Raw genomic sequence first — 24,670 nt, 5'->3', positions numbered from 1 at the left:
TGTGACATTACTTATCCATATTTAAACGTTCGTTTAAAACACACGTTGGGCTAGGGTTTAACCAGAAAATAAAGAGTAGGTTCAGGCCGTTTTATTATTTTTTCGTTATTCAAACCAGGAACGCAGCATGAAACCCATTACGCCACACAGCAACGGTAATGACGTTATTTCATTACTGCCCCGATGTTGACTTAATTCAGCCTGATTTCTCTTCCTCCTGAAGAGAACGGTTTTTTGTCACCCAAAACACATCATTCAAAACACGCCATTAAAAAAATAAAGGCGGAGCGCACAACGCTGCCCTCTGCATACGGATGGGAAATATGAAAAAGAATTTACTCTTGTCAGCGTTGATTCTGACGTCTTCGCTCTTCGGCCTTGCCGCACAGGCAGAAACGCCGACGCCCAAGCGCGGCGGCACGCTGAACTTTTTAGCCGAGCCTGAGCCGCCCGTATTAACCAGTCTGGTTAGCACCAGCGGCGCAGTAATGAAGGTCAACGCCAAGGTGATTGAAGGTCTGTTGAATTACGATTTCGATATGAAGCCAACCCCGCAGCTGGCGACCAGTTGGTCAGTAAGCCCGGACGGCAAACAATATACGTTCCATTTGCGTAAAGGCGTGAAATGGCATGATGGGCAAGACTTCACCTCTGCGGACGTCGCGTTTTCCATTCTGACCGTCAAGAAATACAATTCACGCGGTCAGGGCACGTTTGCCAATGTCACCGAAGTGAAAACCCCCGATCCGTATACCGCGATCCTTGAGCTGTCCAAACCCGCACCTTACCTGCTGAGCGCGTTCTCTGCCAACGAAGCGCCCATCGTGCCGAAACACTTGTACGAAGGCACAAACATTCTGTCGAATCCTCACAATACTGCACCGATTGGCACCGGGCCGTTCGTCTTCAAAGAATGGGTTCGCGGTAGTCATATCCTGTATGAACGTAACCCGAACTACTGGGACAGCCCCAAACCTTACGTCGATAAACTGGTGGTGAAAATCATTCCCGATGCCGCTACTCGCACGATTGCGCTTGAAACCGGCGCGCTGGATCTGGGAAGCGACTCTCCCGTTCCGCTGAGTGAAATTGAACGCATCAAGAAAAACCCCAAGCTGGGCATTGAAACCAACGGCTACGGTTACAGCCCGACGCAAACCCGCATCGAGTTCAATCTGGATAACCCTTACCTGAAGAACCTGAAAGTTCGCCAGGCCATTGCGCACAGCATCAATATTGATGTGTTGAAAAACGTGGTGTGGTACGGCTATGCGGTAAGTTCACCGACGCCGATTACGCCAGAACTGGCGCAGTTCCATGATGCAACGCCGTCTCCTTATGGCTTCGATATTGCCAAAGCGAACAAACTGTTGGACGAAGCGGGCTTCCCGCGTCAGGCAAACGGCATTCGCTTCAAGCTGGTGCATGATTTCATGCCCTATGGTGATAGCTTCAAACGCGTAGCGGAATACCTAAAATCCGCACTGGCCAAAGTGGGGATTGACGTCACCATTCGCTCGCAGGATTTCGCCACCTTCGTTAAGCGCGTTTATACCGACCGCGACTTTGACTTCAACAACGGTTCCATCTCTAACCTGTTTGATCCCGCCGTGGGCGTACAGCGCCTGTACTGGTCAAAAACCTATCAACCGGGCGTGCCTTTCGGCAACGGTTCACATTACAGCAACCCAGAGGTAGACCGTCTGCTTGAGCAGGCCTCGGTAGAAACCGATCCTGAAAAACGCGTGGAACTGTACAAGCAATTCCAGCGCATCATCGCCACGGATATTCCCGATTTGAACCTGCTCCAAATTAAGCGCCAGACGATTTACAACAAGCGTGTACATAACGTCGTCACTGATATTCAGGGCGTCAACGGCAGCCTGGCTGACGTGTGGCTGGATCAGTAATCGCAAGACAGCATTCCCCTGCGCAGGCAGGGGAACTTCATGAAGGTATGTGATGAATAAAGTAGAACGAATCGGGCGCGTACTCTGGCGCACGCTGCTCCATACGCTGCCAACGGCAATTGGCATTGTCATTCTGGTGTTTTTCCTGTTGCAGCTGGTGCCGGGAGACGCCGTTGATGTACTGGCTGGCGAATCAGGCAATGCAACCGAAGCGACGATGGCACACCTGCGCGCTCAGTTCGGTCTCGATCAACCCATACTGCAACAGCTTTCTGTTTATTTGGGCAATTTGGCGCAGTTCAGCCTCGGCTTTTCGCCTCGCTATAACGCGCCGGTGATGGACCTGATCCTGTCGCGACTGCCGGGTACGCTGTTCCTGATGCTGCTGTCACAGGTCTTCGCCATCATCATCGGCATCACGCTGGGAACGATCATGGCGGTGTGGGCGGGTAAATGGCCCGATCGCCTGCTCTCGCTGATCGCGCTGCTGCTCTACTCAACGCCCGGATTCTGGATTGGCCTGATGACGCTGATTCTGTTTTCCGTGCATCTAGATTGGCTGCCAAGCGGCGGCAATATCACCATAGGCGCGAGCCTCACTGGCTGGGCGTATTTCAAGGATATGTTGCAGCATGCCATCCTGCCGGTAGTGGCGCTGAGCAGCTTTTTTATTGCCATTTACGCCCGCCTGACTCGCGCGGCCATGTTGGAAATTGCCCAGCAGGATTTCGTGCGCACCGCACATGCCAAAGGGCTGTCGCCGCTGTGGGTTACCGTCAGGCACATTCTGCGCTGTGCGCTGCTGCCTATCACGACTGTTGCGGGTATGCACTTCGGCAATCTGCTGGGCGGCGCGGCCGTGGTCGAGACGGTTTTTAGCTGGCCGGGACTGGGCCGTCTGGCGCTGGAAGCGGTGATGGCGCGTGACTTCAACGTCTTGTTAGGCGTCCTGCTGCTTTCCGCCTTCTTAGTCATTTTGGCTAACGTGCTGGTGGACCTACTGCAATCCTGGCTCGATCCCCGAATTAAGGCGCGCTGATATGAATCGCCTTTCTCCTGACAATCTCACACCGAAGAAAGCCGCAGCGGACGGCGTTAGCTCAGCGGCAACTCGCCCGTTAAAAACGCCTTTTCGCCTATCGCCGGAGGTGCGTGCATTTATCCGCAACCCCGCAGGGATGGCTGGCCTGCTGTTGCTGATGACGGTATTTCTGATGGCCGCTTTCGCACCGTTGCTGTATCCCGGCGATCCGCTGGATATGGTCGCTCAGCCTTTCTTGTGGCCGGGCGAACATCCTGATTTCCCGTTAGGAACCGATTCGATGGGTCGGGATGTCGCCGCCGGAATTGTCCACGGTTCACAGGTTTCCTTGCAGATCGGTTTCTCGGCAGTCATCGTCAGCCTGTTAATTGGCACCGTCGTCGGTGCGCTGGCGGGCTATTTTGGCGGTCGGGTCGATGACCTGCTGGTGCATATCACCGAACTGTTCCAGACCTTCCCAACCTTTTTGCTGGTCGTGGTGCTGGTCGCTATCGGCTCACCGTCAGTTACGCTGATTTCACTGGCCATCGGGATTGCCTCCTGGCCAACGATTGCACGTCTGGTGCGTGCCGAGTTTCGCTCACTGCGTGAAAGCGATTTTGTGTTGGCCGCACGCAGTCAGGGATTTTCCAGCCTGCGTATCATCTTTCAGGAAATGCTGCCGAACGCGCTGCCGTCGATCATCGTCACCACGTCGGTCATGGTTGCCTCAGCCATTTTGATTGAATCCGCCCTCTCCTTCTTAGGCTTTGGCGATCCGAACCGCGTGAGCTGGGGCAGCATGATCGGCGCGGGCCGGGAATCGCTGCGTACCGCCTGGTTTCTTACCGCCCTGCCCGGCACCGCACTGGTCTTAACCGTGCTGTCATTGAATCTGGTTGGCGACGCGTTGAACGATGCCCTGAATCCACGGTTACGGGGGAGAAGCGCATGAAGCCGCTGGTCGATATTCAAGATTTACGCGTTGATTTTCCCGGCCATCAGGCCGTTCGAGGACTAAACCTGACGATTAATGCCGGAGAAACGCTGGCGCTAGTCGGTGAATCCGGCTGTGGTAAATCAGCGACGGCGCTGTCTCTGATGCGACTGGTCGCCGAACCGGGAAAAATCAGCGGCCGCATCCTGTTTGATGGACAGGATCTGCTGACCCTGCCGGATCGACAGCTGCGCCAGCTGCGTGGCAATGCGCTGTCGATGATTTTTCAGGAACCGATGACCTCGCTCAATCCGGTGCTTTCCATCGGGCAACAGATTAGCGAAACGCTGCGATTGCATGAGGCGCTGACGCCCGCACAGGCACGAACGCGCGCCATCGAGCTGCTGGATCTGGTCAAGATCCCTGAACCAGCGCGCCGGGTGGATGACTATCCACATAACCTTTCTGGCGGGCAGCGTCAGCGCGTTATGATCGCCATGGCGGTAGCGTGCCGACCGCGCCTGCTGATTGCCGATGAGCCGACCACGGCGCTGGACGTCACCATTCAGGCACAAATTCTGGCTCTGCTGGATAACCTGCGTCGTGAATTCTCGATGAGCCTGCTGCTGATTACCCACGATCTTGGGCTGGTGGCGCAATGGGCCGACCGCGTGGCGGTGATGTATGCCGGGCAAAAGGTAGAAGAAGCACAGGCGGCTGACCTGTTTCAGTCATCCACACACCGTTTCTCACCCAAACACAGCTACACCCGCGGGCTGTTAGCGACATCGCTGCACATGGATCAGGACAGGCACTACCGCACCCATCGGCTGGCGGAAATCCATCACGCACCAACGGACGAAGGCTTTACGCTGCTGACGCCACCAACCTTGATTCACCGTGCCACGGATACGAGCCAGCAGCCGCTGCTCTCGCTGAAAAATATTCATACCCGCTACTCAACAGCGCAGGGCAAAGTGCTGGCCGTTGACGATGTGTCACTGACTATTTTACCCGGAGAAACGCTCGGTCTGGTGGGCGAATCCGGCTGTGGTAAATCCACCCTGTCCAAAACCATTCTGCGTCTGCTACCGCCTTCACACGGGCAGATTGTGTTCGATGGGCAAGACATCACCACGCTAAAAGAATCACGGCTGAAAGCGCTGCGCCAGCGGGTGCAGATGATCTTTCAGGATCCTTACGCTTCGCTGAATCCACGCCACAGCATTCAGCATATTCTTGAAACACCGCTGATTGTGCACGGCCTGGGCGATCGTTCGCAGCGACAGCAGGCGATCAAAAATATCATCGATCGTGTCGGTCTGCCGCAAAGCAGCCTGAACCGCTATCCCCATGAATTTTCCGGTGGGCAGCGCCAGCGCATCGGCATTGCTCGTGCGCTGGTGGTTCGTCCTTCGCTGGTGATTTGCGACGAGCCAGTGTCCGCACTCGATGTCTCTATTCAGGCGCAGATCCTCAATCTGTTGGTTGAGTTAAAAAACGAAATGGGCCTGTCGCTGCTGTTTATTTCCCACGATCTCGCGGTAGTGCGCTATATCGCCGACCGGGTCATGGTCATGCAAAACGGGCGCTGCGTGGAAAGTGGCGATCACCACAGCATCTGGCATCAGCCACAGCACCCGTACACCCGCAAACTGATCGATGCCGTCCCCGGCGGCGGGCAGCGTGATGCGCCTGTGCCTCCACAGCAGATGGGCAGACAGGCGCATGGATAAGAACAGAGAACACATGATGAATACATCGGCACCAGCCGTTATTGACCAAACGGCGATGGAATCGGTCATTCAGGATTTTTTACCTGAGCTGATTGCGATTCGTCATCATATTCATCAGCACCCAGAAATCGGCTTTGAAGAGGTTGCCACCGCGCAACTGGTGGCAGAAAAACTGACGGCGTGGGGGCTTGCCGTCACGACGGGCATTGGTGGAACGGGCGTGGTCGCCACCCTACGTGGTCATTATCCCGGTGAAGACAGCATCGGCCTGCGGGCAGATATGGATGCGCTGTATATCAATGAGAAAACGGACCTGCCCTATGCTTCGGTGTATGCCGGGAAAATGCATGCCTGCGGACATGATGGACACACCACCATGCTGCTGGGTGCCGCACGCTATTTGTCTCAGCACCCCGACTTTGCTGGCACGGTACATTTTATTTTCCAGCCCGCGGAAGAGGGATTAGGTGGCGGACTTGCCATGCTCAATGACGGCCTGCTGACCACGTTCCCCTGCAACCGACTGTTTGGCCTGCATAACAAGCCCGGTATCGAGGTAGGTAAGTTCGCCATTTGCAGCGGGCCGATGCTGGCGGCCAGCGACACCTGGCAGGTCACGTTTCACGGCACAGGCGGACACGGCGGTTCAGGCGTGCACCTCTCTATCGACCCGACGCTGCCCGCCGCGCAATTTATGCTTGGGCTGCAAACCATCGTCAGTCGCAACGTTCCTGCGATGGATGCGGCGGTGCTCAGCATCGGCCATATTCAGGGCGGCGATATCCATGCCCCAAACGTTATCCCTGACAGCATCATCCTTAAAGGCACCGGACGCAGCTACTCGCCGAGCGTGCGCCACCTGCTGGAAACGCGCCTGCGAGCGCTGGCACACAGCACCGCACAAGGCTTTGGTGCAACGGCCGATGTGCATTATGAACAGCAATATCCCGCGCTGGTTAACGATACGCACGCCACACAGTTAGCCGTTAACGCTGCCGCGCAGGTGGTCGGACTCGAACAGGTCGACACCGCGATGACACCGCTGCTGGGCGCAGAAGATTTTGCCTACATGCTGGAGCAGCGCCCCGGCGCATTCATGATGCTGGGAAACAGCGACAAAAATGCGGCCAACGTGCATCACCTGCATACCCCGCACTATGACTTTAATGATGCGCTGATCCCATTAGGTATCCGCTATTGGGCGACGTTGGTTTATCAAGAACTCGGTTTATCAAGAACTGACATTATCTGGAACCGGGTCTAGCGGGAACGACAGCGCATTTCCCCACGGCCTCAATATAACAACGCATGACGTCGGTGCATCCGACGGCAAGCGTGAGCAAAAAGGATGAATCATGGTGGCGTTATTGAAAACCAAAGATCAAAGCAAAGAAAAAGAGGCAGACATTAAACAGCGCATCCTGCGTGAAGCCATCACGATCTTCGCCTGCAAAGGCAGTGAGCTAACGACGATTCGCGAAATAACGGAAGCGACCAACGTGAATGTGGCTTCGGTGAATTATTACTTTGGTTCGAAAGAAGGGTTACTGCGTGCCGTGTTGGACAACGTTCTCGGCCCGTTAAATGACGAAAGAACGCGTCTGCTGGATGAGGTGGAAAAGGCTAATCACGGTGATGAACTGCCCGTTGCCGCGCTGCTGGATGCACTCTTGCGCCCGCTGGTTAAAACCGCTCGCACGCCCGACGGCGGACGCATTGTCGTTCGCCTGTTACAGCATCTGCGGGCAACGCCGGGTCTGGAAGTCACCGCCCTGCTTTCAGCCCAGTTTGATCACGTCGCTCACCGTTTTATCGATGCCTTTTCTCGTGCGTTACCGGCGCTATCGCGCGCGGAAGTTATCTGGCGTTATGAATTTGCCCGTGGTGCCGCCATGCACGTGTTAACCGACGCCGATCCGCGTTCTGGCCGTTTGGCGCTGCTTTCCAAAGGGCTATGCGACAACCGCGATGACGATCGCGTGCTGTCGCACCTATTACGTTTTGTCGAGGCGGGTTTTACCGCCAAACCACTGACTGAGACATCACTTCAGTCCTGATTTTTCGCTATTCGCAACACGTTTACATTGACAGGAAACAGACATGAGCAGAGAAAAAATTGAAGGGTCATTCGTTGCCCTCATTACGCCTTTTAATGACGATGGCAGCGTGGATTTCGGCGCATTTGAGGCGTTATTAAAATTCCAGGAAGACAACGGCACGGCGGCCGTTTTGATTATGGGCTCAACCGGGGAAGTGTCCATGCTGTCCCCCGATGAGAGAAAAGCGATCATCCGCCGAACCGCACAATACAGCACCAGCAAAATGAAGCTGTTCTATGGCTGTACTGGTAACAATACCGATACTACCATCGACTATGTTCGCTATGCACATGACAACGGCGCAGACGGTGCGATTATCGCCGCCCCCGCCTATATCTGTGCCAGTGAGAGCGACATCGAAAGCTACTTTCTGGAAATTGCAGATGCGACCGATTTGCCGTTAGGGATTTATAACAACCCGCCGCGCGTAAAAACGGACCTGCACTGGACATCGCTGCTGCGTATTTTCCAACATCCGAACTACGTCATTCATAAAGAATCCACCACCCGCGTAGGCCAGGTCGCACAAGTGCTGGCAGGCAATCCCGATGTGTCGGTGATGTGCTGCGATTCACCTAATCTGGGTCTGGTGGTGCCAACGATGTCGTTGGGAGGACATGGAACAGCCAACATGACGGGCAATATTGCACCGGCAGAACTGGCAGAAATTTCTCGTCCGTGGAAAAACGGCGAAGATGCAGAACGCTTCCGTAAGGCGTATCAGCATTTGCTGCCGCTGCTGCACTACACCTACTCGGCCATCAATCCCGTGGCGGTAAAATCGTTGATGAAGGCAGTCGGATTACCGGCAGGCAGTCTGCGCCGTCCGCTGCGGGGTTTGCAGGGAGAAGCGTTGGATTCCGGCGTTCGTATCGTGAACGAATTAGGATTGAGCAGCAAATACGGCTTTAACCGCTGATTCTATTCTGGTGCGTGGGGAGCAAACGTCTCATCTCAGAAGTGGCTTATTTGACACCACTTCTGAGATTTCAAACGAAAGAGATGACTACTGTGGATTGCTGACTAACAGCGATCCTGAACTGTTCGTCGGGCTGCTTTGCGCGTTCTTCAAGACCCAGACCCGGCCATAGTGGTTATAGAAACCCGCCGAGTGACCGGCATCCGGCCCAATGCCCTGATACATATCGAAGTGCTGGCCTTTAATCGCCCCGCCAACATCCAGCGCAATCATCAGACGCATTTCATACTTGCCAGTGAATTTTCCAACGTTATCCAACAGCGGTACTTCCATTAACAGAGCCGTGCCTGCCGGGATCAGCGAACGGTCAGAAGCGACGGAGGCTTTCGCCACCAGCGGCACGGCGCTTGCCCCTTTGACGGGCGCAGACATCATTGGCTTAAAGAACACAAAGGAAGGATTCTGCTCAAACAGCTCACGCACTTCATATTCGGTGTGCTGCTCCGCCCACTTGCGGATGGCCTGCATCGACATGTCTTCACGTGCAACTTCACCGCGGTCGATCAGCACCTTACCAATGCTGCGGTAAGCGTGGCCGTTTTTGCCCGCATAGCCGAAGAACGTCAGCGGGCGTCCATCACCAAAATCAATATAGGCGCTGCCCTGCACTTCCATCATGAAGTTATCGACCAGCGAATTGGTCCAGGCGAGAACCAGTCGTTCATCAAGCGCGCCTGAATAAATGCCGGCACGATCTGGCAGTCGGCGGTTCTTTTTGCCCTTTGACGGCATAGCATATAAAGGATGGCGGAATTCACCCTGACGGGTATGGCGCGCCTGCAACACTGGCGTGTAGTAACCCGTGAACTGCACGTTACCAAAGTTATCAACGCCTTCCATCTGCCAGGCGTTCAGACCAAACTTGCTCAGCTCGCGGGTGTCCGCGCCTGACATCATCCAGCTTTCAATCGCCTGAAAGGTCGTATTATTGCGCGAATACAGATTAGGTGACGCCGACCGGATTTCAGAAACCTGAGTCATGAAATCCCGCGCGTTGACCGGTTTTCCTTTGGCACTAGGTTCATTCACCAATTCTAGAGGCTGGTTGAGGTGACCATCTTTATATTGCTGCCCGCGATCGGTTGGCCTGGATTGGCACCCCGCCAGAATGGCAATGACCACTGCGGTCAGCACGTACTTTCCCCACCGTCCCTTCATCTTTTCGCTCGCTTTTTACATCAAAAAATTTACCGTCGAACGATAACAAACGGCTATCGAGAAAGGAATGGGAGAGCACATAAATCCACGGGTCAAGCGTATGCTGCTCGGCACACGGCATCGTAAAAATCTATTTTTCTGTTAATCGTCGTATTACGTTCACAAAGCCACCCATTCGGTGATAAATCAATCCATCCGGTGGTAAATCAATCACCTGACAGCTCAATGCCGCGTTTTTTACAGAAATAGGTTGCATCAATGTTCATGGAGAGTATAGTGCGCATCCACGGACGCGGGGTGGAGCAGCCTGGTAGCTCGTCGGGCTCATAACCCGAAGGTCGTCGGTTCGAATCCGGCCCCCGCAACCAATTGATGTGAGTCGTCCATCAAGAGAAGTGAACGCAGTAAAAGGTTGTCAGTAGTAAAAAGTTAGTACGGACGCGGGGTGGAGCAGCCTGGTAGCTCGTCGGGCTCATAACCCGAAGGTCGTCGGTTCGAATCCGGCCCCCGCAACCAATTGATGTGAGTCGTCCATCAAGAAAAGTGGAAGCAGTAAAAGAGAGTCAGTAGCAAATAAGCTAGTACGGACGCGGGGTGGAGCAGCCTGGTAGCTCGTCGGGCTCATAACCCGAAGGTCGTCGGTTCGAATCCGGCCCCCGCAACCAATTAAGACTCTCTTTCATTACGTTCTGTTCGATTAACTTTTTTTCGATTAAGAACTCAGCGATAAAGCACCTTAACGGGTGCTTTTTTGTTTTTTACGCATTATTTGTTTCTACTGTCCCAGACATCTTCCTTCTGAACCGCGCCAGTTAGGCGCGGTCATCGCACGTGCTACATCGCAAACATCAACTACCGCTCAGCCTGACTGGCAAAGTAGGCTTTAATGCCTGCAAAAATGGATTCCGCAATTTGCTGCTGGAAATGACTGGTGCGCAGCTTGCGCTCTTCTTCCAGATTACTGATAAACGCAGTCTCAACCAGAACAGACGGAATATCCGGCGCTTTCAGTACCGCAAATCCGGCCTGATCGACGCTGTTTTTATGCAGACGATTCACCCTGCCCAGCCGGGTCAGGATCTCTTTACCAAACTTCAAGCTGTCGCCAATCGTCACGGTCTGCACCAGATCGAACATGGTGTGATCCAGATAGCGATCGCCGCTCATGCTCACACCACCGATCAAATCCGATTCGTTCTGGGTCTCCGCCAGAAATCTGGCAGCGGTACTGGTTGCGCCTTTCTTCGACAGGGCAAAAACCGACGATCCTCTTGCCGATCGATTGGTAAACGCATCCGCATGAATCGAAATGAACAGATCGGCACGCTGCTTACGCGCTTTCGCCACCCGCACGCGCAGCGGAATGAACACATCTTCATTACGCGTCATATACGCTTTCATGTTGGATTCATTATCGATCAGCTTGCGCAGGCGGCGGGCGATTTGCAGCACGATGTCTTTCTCGCGCGTTTTATTCTTGCCAATCGCGCCGGGATCTTCACCGCCGTGACCGGGATCGAGCATGATAATCAGCGGACGATCCCGCCCGGCTTTCCCGGCTTTCGGCGCTTCTGCTGGCAGCGTACGTTCCAGATCGCCTTTGTTATAATCCTCCAACAGCGCCAGCAGCGGATCTTCTTCGTTGTCGTAGCGCCCTGCCGCAGGATACAAATCCAGTACCAGTCGGTGCTTGAATTCAGCCACCGGCCCCAGCGTAAAGACTTTGGTCGTCGCCTGCTGCTTAAGCTCCAACACCAAGCGCACCGTGGTTTTATCGAACTGGCCGATGCGCGCTTCTTTAATCAGCGGATCGTTATCTGACTTAAACTGGCTGGCGATCTCCTTCAGTACGCTGTTCAGATGAACATTTTCGATATCCACCACGATGCGTTCAGGATTACTCAGACTAAACTGTTTATATTTCAGCGGGTGATTGGATTCCAGCGTGACGCGGGTATAGGCGGAGGACGGCCAGACGCGCACGGCAACGACCTGCGTTGTCGCCGCTATTCCTACACCACTTACGCTTAACAGCCAGGTTGCTGCTGCGCTTTGTAATAGACGCCGTCGAGTCAGATGATGATTCGAATGAGACATGCCACTCCGATCTGATTGCTGTGCGCTATCCTGCATTGTTGTGCTGCGAATGCGCTGGATAGGCCATTAAAAAATGAATAAAGGTAAAAATTGTCAAAAACTTTAACGAATCTGTTCCATGCTGTCATGCAAAAATCCAGTGCAAGCCTTATAACAGGCGGATATCATAAATTTGAAGCATTAATCCTCGCTTTTCTGGTTAATACTTCCTCTTGCCTTTTACGTCATAAAGAATAAAAATACAGAAATTACGAATAAAAATGCAAAGAGGGCTCGCAGTGAAGGAACGGAGTACAGAACTGGTTCAGGGCTTCCGCCATTCAGTTCCCTATATCAATGCCCACCGCGGCAAAACGTTTGTCATCATGTTAGGTGGCGAAGCCATTGAACATGCCAACTTCTCTAGCATCGTAAATGATATCGGGCTGCTACACAGTCTGGGGATCAAGCTGGTGGTCGTTTATGGCGCTCGTCCCCAGATCGATGCCAACCTGACAACGCATCACTACGAGCCTCTCTACCATAAAAACACCCGCATCACCGACAGCACCACGCTGGAGCTGGTCAAGCAGGCAGCAGGAATGTTGCAGTTGGACATCACCGCCCGGCTGTCGATGAGCCTGAACAACACGCCGCTGCAAGGCGCCCACATTAATGTCGTCAGCGGTAACTTTATTATCGCGCAGCCGCTTGGCGTGGATGACGGTGTGGACTATTGCCACAGCGGCCGTATTCGCCGCATTGATGAAGAAGCCGTTCACCGCCAGCTGAATAGCGGTGCCATTGTGCTGCTCGGTCCGGTTGCGGTTTCAGTCACTGGTGAAAGTTTCAATTTAACCTCGGAAGAGGTCGCGACCCAGCTCGCTATTAAGCTGAAAGCGGAAAAAATGATCGGTTTCTGCTCCTCGCAGGGAGTGACCAATGAAGAAGGCAACATCATTTCCGAGCTGTTCCCCGACGATGCACAGCAGCGTATTGATGCGCTGGAACAGACTGGCGATTACCATTCGGGTACGGTCCGATTCCTGCGCGGCGCGGTCAAAGCCTGCCGCAGCGGCGTACGCCGTAGCCACCTGATCAGCTATCAGGACGACGGCGCGCTGCTGCAAGAACTGTTCTCACGCGACGGCATCGGTACGCAGATCGTGATGGAAAGCGCCGAGCAAGTTCGCCGGGCGACCATCAATGACATTGGCGGTATTCTGGAGCTGATTCGCCCGCTGGAAGAGCAAGGTATTCTGGTCAGACGCTCGCGTGAGCAGTTGGAAATGGAGATCGACAAATTCACCGTCGTGGTACGCGATAACCTGACTATCGCCTGCGCCGCGCTTTATCCGTTCCCGGAAGAAAGCATCGGCGAAATGGCCTGCGTCGCGGTTCACCCAGATTACCGCAGCTCATCACGCGGCGATATGCTGTTACTGCGCGTTGCTGCTCAGGCGCGTCAGCAGGGTCTGCAAAAGCTGTTCGTGCTGACGACGCACAGCATCCACTGGTTCCAGGAACGCGGCTTTTTACCTGCCGAAGTGGAAATGCTGCCGAAGAAAAAGCAGGCGCTGTATAACTACCAGCGTCGCTCGAAGATTCTGGTGCTGGATCTCTGAGTTATTCAACTCGATAACGCTTCTCGTGGCCGATCGTAAAATCGGCCACGCTGTTTTCATTCGCTCACGATGTTTTCATCTGCTTATGGCTGCTTGCCAAACTCACAGCTTAGTGTTGTCCACTTCCTTGCTTGTTCACTCAGCGTAAATCCTAGTCCCAGACGATCGGATACCCACATGCGACCATCGCGCAGCTCTAGCTGCTCGTTGAAGAGCGGATTCAGCCACTCGAAGTGTTCCAGCCAGGGTTCAATTGGATAGGCCGCAGCCAGATGCAAATGCACTTCCATCGCAAAATGCGGTGCCAGTTTACGACCGTGCTTAGCAGCTAAATCCATGATTTTCAGGAAAGGCGAAATCCCGCCCACGCGCGGTGCATCCGGCTGGACGAAATCACTGGCGTTACCGAGGATCAGCTGTTCATGCTCGCGGAAGCTGGTCAGCATCTCGCCAGTCGCAATCGGCGTATCCAGCGCGGCCGTCAGCGCCGCATGGCCTTCCACATCGTAGGCATCCAGCGGTTCTTCAATCCAGATCAGGTTAAAGGCCTCCATCTTTCTGCCCATCCGAATCGCCGTTTCGCGATCCCATTGCTGATTGGCATCCACCATCAGCGGAAAATCCTCTCCCAGCGCTTCACGCACCGCCGTGAGACGACGAATATCCTCCGCTGTATTCGGCTGCCCGACTTTCAGTTTGATCCCACCGATGCCGCTTTCACGGGAGATCACGACATTTTTTAATACCTGATCCAATGGCGTGTGCAGGAAGCCGCCGGAAGTGTTGTAACACTGCACGGAATCACGGTGTGAGCCCAACAGCTTCGACAGAGGCAGACCCGCGCGCTTGGCCTTCATGTCCCACAGCGCGATATCGAGCGGAGAAATCGCCTGTACCGCCATTCCACTGCGGCCAACCGATGCGCCAGCCCACAGCAGCTTGGTGTAGATCTTATCGATATCGTTCGGATCTTCACCCAACAGGTTATCCGCAATCTCTTTCGCGTGGGCATAAATGCCCTGTCCACCCGCCCGTTTGGAGTAGCTGAACCCGACCCCTTCAAACCCATCACGACTGCGGATTTCCGCAAAAATAATGGCGACTTCGGTCAGGGGTTTCTGCCTTCCGGTCAGTACTTTCGCATCACTAACCGGCGTTGCCAGCGGCAAAAACGCCAGAGAGAGTTTTACCCATTCGATTCGATCGCCCGACTCGGCAGCCGTCCTGACGTTCGTGACTTTTGCATAGCTAACTGCTGCTGAATTTGCACTGATGGTCATGTCTTACCTCGTAAAATGATTGCGCTAACATTCATAAACAGAAGGAAGATAGCGATAAATGAAGAAAAAACATGCAATGCAGATCACATAATAATCATTATCACGATAAAACCGTCCATCAAGAGACAAAATTAATGATTGCGCAATCACCACAAAAAGTTAGAGGATACAGCAGAAATACCGCCTAGCCAGCTCTTGGGCCAGCCCGAAAAAGCGAGACAATTCGGCAGGTTGTCAGAAACACAGGCGACTGGTAAACCGATGTACCATCAACGATAATCCAGCGACATGTGAATATGCGCGCAGCCTCAGAAGGGAACCCGTGATTGAAACGCGATAAGAACGCCAGCAGCATGCCGCCACGTGCTCCCACGCTTGAAGATGTGGCGCGTGCCGCAGGCATTTCGCCCATGACCGTCAGCCGCGCGTTGAACAATCCGAAGATTGTTCGTGCAGAAACCGTGAACAAGGTGATGGAAGCGGTCCGTGCCACGGGTTATATCCCCAATATGTTAGCGGGCGGGCTCGCCTCCCGACGCAGTAAGCTGATCGCCGTCGTTGTGCCGCAAATCAATAACAATATGTTCGTTGATACCGTTCAGGCGATCAGCGATGAGCTGGCCGCACGCGGCTACCACATGCTGTTGTGCGTCGCTGGCTATACCAATGAATCCGAGGCAGAGATTGTCGCCACTCTGCTTTCTCGTCGCCCGGACGGGATCGTTCTCACCGGTATTCACCACACGCCCGAACTCAAACGTCTCCTGCTCAACGCCACGATCCCCGTGGTAGAAATCTGGGATCTCACCCCGACGCCGCTCGATATGCTGGTCGGTTTTTCCCATGAAAGCATCGGGAACGCCATCGGCCACTATTTGCTGGGTAAAGGACATTCGCGCTTTGGCCTTGTCTGGACCGAAGACGCTCGTGCCGGATTACGTAAGAAAGGCATTTACGACGTCATACAAAAACAGCCGGAAAGCTACGTGCGTGAAGCCATCGCCCCGTGGCCTGCAACGCTGGCGTTAGGGCGACAAGGGCTGAGTGAACTTCTGGCTAATGGCGACATTTTTGATGCCATCATTTGCAGTTCCGATACGCTGGCGCAAGGTGTGATGATCGAAGCGGCTGCCAGAGGATTAGCGGTGCCGGAGCAACTGGCAGTCATGGGATTTGGCGATCTCGATTTCGCCGCCCACAGCAAACCGACGATTACCACCGTCAGGGTCGATCGCTGGAAGATCGGCACCGATGCAGCGGCAATGTTGGCAGAAAAGATTGAGGGGAAGAGCGTACCCTCCCCCATCATGGATATAGGTTTTTCGCTGATTGAACGCGAGTCTGCCTGACATTCTATTCATCACATTTGATTGCACTTACCGACTCGGCCCGCCGTGGGCCTTGCCAGTCTGCAACGCCAATGATTTAAGGTGTGTCGCCATTCATCAGTGCGCTAATTCTCTCTTCCAAGCCGCTATAGCGCTGCGTTGGCGTTTTCACCGCCCGGCAGAGAATGCGGACATCGGTATAGAGTGACAAACGCTGGCGCGCGCGCGTGATGGCGGTATACACCAGCTCTCGCGTCAGCACCGGTAAATAGTGGTTCGGCAGCACCAGCGCCGTATGATCGAACTCCGATCCCTGTGATTTATGCACCGTCATCGCATAGGCCGTTTCATGCGGCGGCAGACGGCTTGGCGTAACGTCTTTGGTTTCGCCATTTGGCAACGGGAAAAATACGCGCAGTTCCCCGTTGTCTCCCATCATGGCGATACCGATATCCCCATTGAACAGACCCAATGCGGCATCGTTACGTTCAATCATGACCGGTCGGCCGGGATACCAGCGGTTAAGCGGATTACGGCTGCGCTGAATCAGCCCAGCCTGATGCAAAGCCTGCTCAATGCGCTGATTCAGCCCTGCTACGCCAAATGGTCCTTCGCGCAATGCGCACAGCTGGCGATAGCGCTGGAAAGCAAGCAGCACGGCATCCGGCGTGGATCCCGCCGCAACAAGCTGTAGATAATCACGATACCCTTCAACGCACTGTGCCAGCATGGCCTGATACTCTTCAGTCTCGGTTAACGGGCTACAGGTGATATCGGCAAACTCGCCGTTCAGCACCACACGCACACGCGCATCATCACCGCCGTTCACCGCCAGCGCCAGTTGGCCAATCCCGGAATGCGGATCGAAACGGTAGCTTCGGCGTAACAGACAAATACTGTCACTGACCGTCGATTGCCCTTCAGGGCCGCTTTCATCGAGCTTACAGCCCGTCAGTCGCTGCAATTGCTGCGCCCGCGCACGGCTATAGCCAGCCTCGGCAAAACGACAGATATCGCCCAACACCGCACCCGCCTCGACGGACGCTAGCTGATCGCGGTCACCCAGAAAGATAATTCTGGCGTGTGGCGGAAGCGCGGCGATCACATTCGCCATCATCGGCAGATCGACCATCGACGCCTCGTCCACAATCAGCACATCCAAATGCAGCGGGTTGTCCTGATGATGACGCAGGCGTTGGCTGTCTGTCACCGCCCCCAAAAGACGATGCAGCGTTGTCGCTTCCTGCGGAAACGCATCCCGCAGTTGAGGATCCACCGCAAGACGGTGCAGCGCCTGCCCCAGCGACTCCGTGAGCCGCGCAGCCGCTTTTCCAGTCGGTGCCGCCAGTTGAATACGTAACGTTTCTCCCGTATTCAGCTCAATCAGCGCCGCCAGCAATTTGGCCACCGTCGTGGTTTTCCCCGTTCCCGGCCCGCCGGAAATAACCGCAATACGGCGCGTCAAGGCGACAGCCGCGGCGACCTTCTGCCAGTTAATCTCTTCGCCTGCGTCAGGAAACAGCCGATCCAGAACCGCTCGGATCGCGGGTTCATCAGCGGGGATCGTATCGCGCTCGCTGGCAATAAACCGCGCCACGCGGCCTTCACTCTGCCAGCTACGCTGTAAATACAGCTTTTCTCCTTGCAGCACCAGCGGCGTCGGCTGGCTGCCGTCGCTGACGGCATCGGACACTAGTAAACGCTGCCGCCATGCGGAAACCGTGTTTAGTCCTGCCGCCGCAAGCAGCTGTTGCGCCAGTTCAGGCTCGCGGCCGTCAAACAGCGTCTGCGCCTGCAAATTCTCCAGCGGTAAACACACATGCCCCGCGCCCGAATGTGCACTCAGGCAGGCGGCGGCCAACAGCAAATCGGGCTTTGTCTCATCTGCCAGCATTCTGGCGAACTGAACATCCAGCGGGCGCAGCAACCGCCGCGCCAGTGCCGTTTCAAGTAACGCAATCATGAGGGCATTCCTGTATCAGCATCATCAGGCGTCTTTCCCTTAAAGAGCGCATCAAGCCCGAAAACAAATTCAGCAGAGGGGCGAAAAGTAAAGATGCCATTGCCAGGGTGAGACGCTTCAACGCCGCGTAAAAACAGATAAAACACCCCGCCAAAATGGCGTTCATAGTCATAATCCGCAATGCGATGACGTAGATAGCGGTGCAAAGCCAGCGTGTAGAGCTGGTATTGCAAGTCATAGCGGTGTTCGTCCATCGACTGCATCATGGCCGTTTGGGTGTACGCACTGGCATCAGGGCCGAGCCAATTGGACTTATAGTCCAGCAGGTAATAACGCCCTTCCCAGCGGAACACCAGATCGATAAACCCTTTCAGCATGCCTTTCACCTGCTGGAAAGAGAGAGCCGGACACTGCGCTGATAGCGGATCGTGATGCTTTGCCAGCCGATCGAGCTGCGCCGCCTGTATTGGCGCGTCAATCGGTATATAGAACTGTAATTCAGCCTGCTTATCGGCGTTATCCAGCGCCGATAGCGCGATCCCTTGCTCATTAAGCGGTGTATGCAACAGCGTATCCATCCACGCCTTTAACACGGGTTGCCAGTGCGCTTCAAATCCCTGTAGCTGCAACTGCTCGGCCAGCCAGTCATCCTCAACGGGCTGGGTGAAATCCAGCGTTTCAAACAGGCTATGCAAAAACGTGCCCGGACTCGCGCCGCGCGGGAACGTATGCGGTGTTAGTTGGGTTTCGTCCGCTTCCTGACGCTCGCCTATCGCTTCAATATCCAGACGCGGCACCAGATCCTGCGCACTGGCAGAACCATGTTGCTGAAGCCCCGAATAGCTGGTTACTCGCCAGCCGTCGCGCAGCTGGCGTTCGATGTGGCGAGCCCGCAGCTCTGCCTGTTCTGGTCTATCCGGCTGCCAGCGCTGTTCTCCCGTCGCCTGTAGCGGTGTCAATGCGACACCGTCGCCAACCATGCCTTCCAGCTCGCTGACTAACGTGGCAGCCTCAGCTTCTTTACCGCGCTGGAGTAAATAGCCAAGCGCGCTCTGGTGCATATCGCTGCTACCATCTTTCTTACGCGACCGCTGAACAGGGGCGACACCCACGCTACAGTGATAGATAGAACGGGTTAGCGCGACATATAGCAAACGTAAATCTTCCGCCAGCCGCTCTTCTTCCGCCAGCGCCTGGCTTTCTTCGTTATTTTGCAGATCCAACACGGCCTGATAGCTTTCGCGATCGTGGTAAATTCCCTGATCCTGCACGCGGAAGTTACTAATGAAAGGCAGCCATACCAGCGGGTATTCGAGCCCTTTCGATTTGTGGATCGTCACAATCTGCACCAAATGACGATCGCTTTCCAGACGTAGCTGCTGGTTCTCTGCCTGCGGATTAGGTTGAACGATCTGCTGGGATAGCCAGCGCATCAGCGCATGTTCGCTATCAAGCGTTGCCGAGGCATCCTGCAATAACTCACCGATATGCAGAATATCGGTAATGCGGCGTTCGCCCTCCGCACTCGCCAGCAGGTTCTCTGCCAGTTGATGTTGACTCATCAGCGCACGCAGCATCGGCAGCACGCCGCGCTGACGCCACAGAGCACGGTAATCTGCAAATTCATCCACCAGCGCATCCCACGCGGCTTCGCTTTGCCCTAATGCATCAACCTGTTCGGCATCCAGCCCCATCAGGGCCGTCGCCATCGCGCTGCGTAACGTACGCTCCTGCTCCGGTGCCAGCACCGCCTGCAACAGCCACAACATATCGCTGGCTTCTGGCGTGCTGAATACACTGTCGCGATTGGACAGATACACCGAAGGAATGGATAAACGGCTCAGCGCGTCACGAATCAGCGAGGCTTCACGTCGGCTACGCACCAGTACGCTCATGTCAGATGCCCTGACCAAACGGCGGGAATCGTCGGTGACCAGCCAGGCTTCATTGCGCTGACTGGCCGCCAGCCAGTCACGAATCTGCGCCGCACACTGACGCGCCATCTGCTGCTGATAATCTCCTACGCCAATCGGTTCTGAACCCGTTAGCCAGAATTGCAGCGCAGGCTGGGGCTGCCCTGCAACCTCAAACACCAAACCACGCTTGGACTCAGCAGGCTTAACCGGCAGGAAAGGGATATTTTGAAAAATAAAAGGAGAATCGAGGCGTTCAAACAGACGGTTAACGCCACGTACCATCTGGTGCGACGAGCGCCAGTTCGTACCCAGCGTATAATGCGCGGCGACTTCTCCGCGCGCGTGCATGTAGGTAAAAATATCCGCACCGCGAAACGCATAAATAGCCTGCTTAGGATCACCGATCAGCAGTAGCCCACACTGCGGCTGCCCGACGTACAGCGTTCGGAAAATACGGTACTGTTGGGGATCGGTATCCTGAAATTCATCGATCATCGCTACCGGATAGCGTTCGCGAATCGCGCTGGCAAGCTGTTCACCACTCGGCTGCTGCAACGCAACATCCAAACGGCTCAGCAGATCGTCAAATCCCAGTTCTGCTCGCTGCCGTTTTTCCTCACTCACCGACTCCCGGATCGCCGACAGCGCGCGAACAATGACTAAATCGCGCAGCGACAGTGGCGCTTCAAGCAGCCGTTCCGTCTCCTCAAAGAGGGTATGGGCAGGCGGCTCACCTTTCTTCGTTTTCTCGATTAGCGTTTGCTGGGTAAATCTCACCAGATCTTTCGGCAGCTGATAATCCAGCGTCGGCTGCTCTGCCCACAGCGTGACTTTCTGTAGCCAGTTGGGAAGATGCTTACTGCTGTAGCTGCGTTTATCGACGCCAGAAGCACTAATCAACGCTTCCAGTTCCGCTGCCGACAGCAGCCAGCGTTGTTTATACGCATCGATCGTCGCCACGATCTTCTCATGTCGACTCAGCAGCGTTTCATCTTTTTCTGGCGGCAAGCGAAACGCAGGCGCTTCACCGTGCAGATAAGGCGCCAGATCGGCCAACAGGTTTTCCGGCCCTTTCCACTCCAGACCGACAATGCGTGCGACCTCGATTGGCAACGGATAGCAATAACGACGCCAGAAATCAGCGCAGGCCTGACGGCGCAGCGGTTGTTCATCTTCTATCAGCACCTGTTCGAAAAGCACTCCAGATTCAAACGCATTGGTACTGAGCATACGCTGGCAGAAGCCGTGGATCGTGTAGATCGCCGCTTCGTCCATTTGGCGTTCAGCCGCCAGCAATACATCGGCCGCATCGCGGTGATCTGAAATCTCCGCCAGCAGCTGCGCTAGTGAAGCATCCTTAGGCTTCTCCGCCTCTTCGCCCTGCGCACTTCTACGCAGGCAGGCGATGCGCAAAGCGTGAATTCGGGCACGAATACGCTCCCGCAGTTCTTCGGTCGCGGCCTCCGTAAAGGTCACAACCAGAATTTCTTCGACCAATAGCGGACGTGGATACGCGGCTTGCTTGCCCAGCCCGAGCAACAGGCGCAGGTAAAGCGCAGCCAGCGTATAAGTTTTCCCCGTTCCGGCCGACGCCTCAATCAGCCGCTCCCCAAGGAGCGGCAACGTCATGACGTCTAATGATTGCGGCGCGGCATTTTTCATTCTGCTGAAACCTTACCGACAGCTTCTGATGCTACTGGCGCAGGGATCATCACAGGCGCTTTCTCACGCGGTAACGTTTTCTGCAATGAAGACGCATCCGCGTAGGTATGCCAGCCTTTCGGTGCGGCATAGTCGGCTTTACCATGATGACTGCCGGAAACCTGCGACAGAATCGCCAGCCCTTCAGGCTTCAGTGCCTTCTGGAAGAAGTCTGCCAGCTGCGTCACCGTCAGCGGTTTGATTTGTTCCAGCAGTTTCTCACGTGAATCAAAAGCGAAGTTTTCCCGATCCAGATCGCGACGCAGTCGGCTGGCCTCTTCGCCTAAGGTTTGCGGACGCTGGCTCAGCTCATTCATCACGCCCTGCTTATACTGCTCAAACTCTTCTTTACTCATTTCACGCAGTCGTTTTTGCGCTTTCAGGTAAAAATCTTCATAGCGCTGATACAGATAAGCAGGCTGTTTGCTATTGCTTTGCAGCAGGAAGGCAATGCCCATCTGTCGACCGACCGTCGTTGGGAAGGCAAACACCGCGTAACCCAGCTGCTCTTCCGTTCTCAGTTGGCTATAGAACCAAGGCTGAACGATCTGCCCCAGCACCGAGCTATACGCCATGCTTTCCGTTTCAGAATACCCCGTCGGTACATACACAGCTGCTAACGCAGAATCCGTGCTGCTGCCTGGGCGTTGCAGATTAGCCAACTGCGGCTTACTGACTTTGACATCATCGCTGCGCGACAGATTTTCGCCACCAGCTTTCAGATGTGCTTTCAGCGTGTTCGCCAGCTCGGTGACTTTCTCTGGTGCCAGATTGCCGACGACCAGCATTTCCGGCGTGGCTTTTTGCAGCAGGTCTTTGCGGTAGTTAACCACATCCTGTAAACGGATATCCTTCAGCAGGTTACGACGTTCTGCGCGCTCAAAGTAAGGCAATTGCGATATCGCCTGAACGGGCTGCAACGCCTGTTCAAAGGCTTTTGATTTCTCTACCGCATCCAACTGCTGTATGTACCAGGATTTCGCCTGTTCCAGCTGTGCTTCCGTCGAGATAAAGGAGGCATAACCATCCGCCAACGTCAGCAGCAACCGTGGCAAATGCTGGGTATAGCCATTGGCGCTAATCACCAGACCATCATTGCTGCGGGTGGAGAAACTGATGCCGCCGATCGAAGCCTGATAGCTCAGTTCATCCAGCGCCAGACCTGCCAGATAATCATTTAACGCAAACAACACCTGATTACGGGCGGTACTGCGCGCTTCCTGATTACGCAGGAACAGCGTAATTTCCGCTTTCGGCTCATCAGCGAAGTAGTGGCTTGGCATATACAGCACGCGCAGTCCTGGCTGATTCAGCAGGAGCGTCGGCTTAGTCATCGCCTTATCGGCTTTGATCAGGGAGAAATCATCCGGGATGTAGGGGTTGATCGTCGGCAACGACAGTGACATTTTCTGCCCCAGCGTTTTCCATTTTGCGAATGTTGCTGACGGGATTTTATTCATCTCGTACGGTGCATCGACAAAATAGGCCACTTTATTATGCGGCTCATTAGGGCTGATGACCCAGACGCGCGCGTTCTGTGGCGTCATCTCGTCCAGTCGTGCGGCGATAGCTTTCGGATCGTAGCGATCGGCAACATACTGCGCATCCAGCGTATGTTCGACCGGCACGCGCAGCATGGTATCCACCAACCATTCGATGTAGTCCATATCGCGGCTGATGGACGGATAGCGGAAATCCAGATCCAGAACATGCGCGATCTCATCAAAATAGCGCTGCTGAATCCCTTCGGTGCGGATTTGTTGCAGGTAACGGAATATCGCAGCAATCACTTCATCACGCTGTGCCAGACCTTTATCGGTCAGCGAGGCTGAAATAGCGAACATGCCGCCGTTACGGTCAATGATCGGCGAAGAACCCGCCCCGATAGACTCAACCAGCCCTTCCTTTTGCAACCAGTCAGAGAGCGTATTCTGGCTACGGTTGCCGATCAGATAGCTAATATAGGTATCCGTCTTACTGCGAAACGCCTGGCTAATATCGCTGACGCGAAACTCAATGCGCAGCTGTTTTCTTGGCTGAGCAGGAACATAGTGAATCATTACGCCGCGCTGCTTTTCCGTCGCCACAGGAACGGTCACCGCAGGAACGCTGGCGTTGTGATTAGGAATGCGCCCGAATGTATCAACTGCCAGTTTCGCCAGTTCAGGCAGAGGTTGATTGCTGTAAATCACCCCTTTCATCAGGTTGGCGGAGTAGTATTGCTGATAGAACTTCACCAGCTCATCATGCAGTTTGCTGCCGGGTTTATCGCTCAGGGTTTCAAGATTCCCCCCCGAAAAACGCGCGCTTGGGTGCGCTGGGTTCAGCGTTTCCGCCCCCACCTGCGCCATGCGGTGACCGTCGCGCGAACGCGCCATGGTTAATTCCGCATTGACCGCGTTACGCTCACGATCGGCATTCACCGGATCGAGCAGCGGTTCCGCAATCGCATCCGCCATCCGATCTACGGCTGGTCGCAGCGCATCATTTTCCACTTCCAGATAAAAAGCCGTGCGGTAAGACGCCGTGCTGGCATTATGACTACCGCCATGCTTTTTCAAAAACTCGGACAGCGCCTCTGGCTCAGGGTAACGTTTCGATCCCATCAGCACCATGTGTTCGAGGTAATGCGCTAATCCCAGTTGATTATTGGGATCGTCCAGCGAGCCAATAGGCAGCGCCAGTGATGCCAACGATTTGGGTGCCTGCGGATCGGAAACCAGCAGAACGGTCATTCCATTATCCAGTTTGATCGCCTGATATTGCCGCGGATCTTTTTCGCTTTTTCGAATCGTCTGAGCCAGCGGCTGCCAGCCCGTCTCAGCCCAACTCGCCGGAAGCCAGAATGTGAATAAAAGAAACCACCCGGTAATCCAGACCCACTGTTTACGCATGCAATTCTCCAACCTCATATCCATCACTTTTCACGTTGCAGTGCGTT

15 protein-coding genes and 3 tRNA genes are annotated in these 24,670 nt (G+C 54.7%); 12 read left to right on the top strand and 6 right to left on the bottom strand.

Annotation, left to right across the window (positions count from 1 at the left end; all coding sequences use genetic code 11):
* Window positions 1-323: 323 nt before the first annotated feature.
* From BJJ97_RS10195 to BJJ97_RS10165, 7 genes are all read left to right on the top strand, one after another.
* Window positions 324-1,910: an ABC transporter substrate-binding protein gene (locus BJJ97_RS10195; protein ID WP_095993873.1), complete on the top strand. Its 1,587-nt coding sequence runs from the start codon at window positions 324-326 to the stop codon at window positions 1,908-1,910.
* A 52-nt stretch (window positions 1,911-1,962) separates the two neighbouring features.
* Window positions 1,963-2,949, top strand: coding sequence for an ABC transporter permease (locus tag BJJ97_RS10190; RefSeq protein WP_095993872.1), 987 nt, complete (start codon window positions 1,963-1,965; stop codon window positions 2,947-2,949).
* 1 nt (window position 2,950) lies between these two features.
* Window positions 2,951-3,886 (top strand): ABC transporter permease, encoded by a 936-nt coding sequence (locus BJJ97_RS10185; RefSeq protein ID WP_095993871.1) that lies wholly within the window; start codon window positions 2,951-2,953, stop codon window positions 3,884-3,886.
* Entirely contained in the window at window positions 3,883-5,604 is a 1,722-nt protein-coding gene (locus tag BJJ97_RS10180; protein ID WP_095993870.1) for an ABC transporter ATP-binding protein, read from the top strand. The genes BJJ97_RS10185 and BJJ97_RS10180 overlap by 4 nt, the downstream gene beginning before the upstream one ends.
* Window positions 5,597-6,868, top strand: coding sequence for a M20 aminoacylase family protein (locus BJJ97_RS10175; protein WP_227003588.1), 1,272 nt, complete (start codon window positions 5,597-5,599; stop codon window positions 6,866-6,868). The genes BJJ97_RS10180 and BJJ97_RS10175 overlap by 8 nt, the downstream gene beginning before the upstream one ends.
* A 91-nt stretch (window positions 6,869-6,959) precedes the next feature.
* A complete protein-coding gene (locus tag BJJ97_RS10170) occupies window positions 6,960-7,661 on the top strand; it encodes a TetR/AcrR family transcriptional regulator (RefSeq protein ID WP_039520853.1) in 702 nt (233 codons plus the stop codon).
* A gap of 43 nt (window positions 7,662-7,704) precedes the next feature.
* Window positions 7,705-8,622 carry a 4-hydroxy-tetrahydrodipicolinate synthase family protein gene (locus BJJ97_RS10165; protein WP_095993869.1) on the top strand — a complete coding sequence of 306 codons (918 nt, stop codon included), beginning with the start codon at window positions 7,705-7,707 and terminating at the stop codon, window positions 8,620-8,622.
* Between the two features lie 87 nt (window positions 8,623-8,709).
* Here BJJ97_RS10165 and mltA read toward each other — a convergent pair whose 3' ends face one another.
* The gene (gene mltA, locus BJJ97_RS10160; protein WP_095993868.1) at window positions 8,710-9,840 is read right to left on the bottom strand and encodes a murein transglycosylase A; all 1,131 of its coding nucleotides are present in this window, start codon (window positions 9,838-9,840) and stop codon (window positions 8,710-8,712) included.
* A 291-nt stretch (window positions 9,841-10,131) separates the two neighbouring features.
* On the opposite strand from mltA, the gene BJJ97_RS10155 reads away from it, so the two are divergent.
* The 3 genes from BJJ97_RS10155 (at window position 10,132) to BJJ97_RS10145 (ending at window position 10,505) form a co-directional block, all read left to right on the top strand.
* Window positions 10,132-10,208, top strand: a tRNA-Met gene (locus tag BJJ97_RS10155).
* A gap of 71 nt (window positions 10,209-10,279) precedes the next feature.
* Window positions 10,280-10,356, top strand: a tRNA-Met gene (locus BJJ97_RS10150).
* Window positions 10,357-10,428: 72 nt separating this feature from the next.
* Window positions 10,429-10,505: transfer RNA gene (locus BJJ97_RS10145), tRNA-Met, on the top strand.
* A 187-nt stretch (window positions 10,506-10,692) separates the two neighbouring features.
* Here BJJ97_RS10145 and amiC read toward each other — a convergent pair.
* Entirely contained in the window at window positions 10,693-11,937 is a 1,245-nt protein-coding gene (gene amiC / locus BJJ97_RS10140; protein WP_095993867.1) for an N-acetylmuramoyl-L-alanine amidase AmiC, read from the bottom strand.
* Window positions 11,938-12,197: 260 nt separating this feature from the next.
* Between amiC and argA the strand changes: the two genes are divergently transcribed.
* Window positions 12,198-13,541, top strand: a complete 1,344-nt coding sequence (gene argA / locus BJJ97_RS10135) for an amino-acid N-acetyltransferase (RefSeq protein WP_174866179.1) — start codon at window positions 12,198-12,200, stop codon at window positions 13,539-13,541.
* 83 nt (window positions 13,542-13,624) lie between these two features.
* Here the strand turns inward: argA and BJJ97_RS10130 are convergent, their stop codons facing one another.
* Window positions 13,625-14,821: an L-talarate/galactarate dehydratase gene (locus BJJ97_RS10130; RefSeq protein WP_039283981.1), complete on the bottom strand. Its 1,197-nt coding sequence runs from the start codon at window positions 14,819-14,821 to the stop codon at window positions 13,625-13,627.
* A gap of 326 nt (window positions 14,822-15,147) precedes the next feature.
* Here BJJ97_RS10130 and BJJ97_RS10125 point away from each other — a divergent pair, with 326 nt between their 5' ends.
* Entirely contained in the window at window positions 15,148-16,170 is a 1,023-nt protein-coding gene (locus BJJ97_RS10125; RefSeq protein WP_095993866.1) for a LacI family DNA-binding transcriptional regulator, read from the top strand.
* A 76-nt stretch (window positions 16,171-16,246) separates the two neighbouring features.
* On the opposite strand, the gene recD is transcribed toward BJJ97_RS10125, so the two are convergent.
* Genes recD through ptrA form a run of 3 tightly spaced genes read right to left on the bottom strand, consistent with a single transcriptional unit; the run spans window position 16,247 to window position 24,623 of the window.
* Window positions 16,247-18,112, bottom strand: coding sequence for an exodeoxyribonuclease V subunit alpha (gene recD, locus BJJ97_RS10120; protein ID WP_095993865.1), 1,866 nt, complete (start codon window positions 18,110-18,112; stop codon window positions 16,247-16,249).
* Complete coding sequence (gene recB / locus BJJ97_RS10115) at window positions 18,109-21,690, bottom strand: exodeoxyribonuclease V subunit beta (RefSeq protein ID WP_095993864.1); 3,582 nt, start codon at window positions 21,688-21,690, stop codon at window positions 18,109-18,111. Before recB ends, recD begins: the two co-directional genes overlap by 4 nt.
* Complete coding sequence (gene ptrA / locus BJJ97_RS10110; protein ID WP_095993863.1) at window positions 21,687-24,623, bottom strand: pitrilysin; 2,937 nt, start codon at window positions 24,621-24,623, stop codon at window positions 21,687-21,689. The genes recB and ptrA overlap by 4 nt, the downstream gene beginning before the upstream one ends.
* Window positions 24,624-24,670: the final 47 nt, after the last annotated feature.

Origin of the sequence: Pectobacterium polaris (genome assembly GCF_002307355.1) — a bacterium.
Taxonomy (GTDB): domain Bacteria; phylum Pseudomonadota; class Gammaproteobacteria; order Enterobacterales; family Enterobacteriaceae; genus Pectobacterium; species Pectobacterium polare.
The sequence above is the reverse complement of the archived record's forward strand: the minus strand, read 5'-3'. Positions and strand labels throughout refer to the sequence as shown.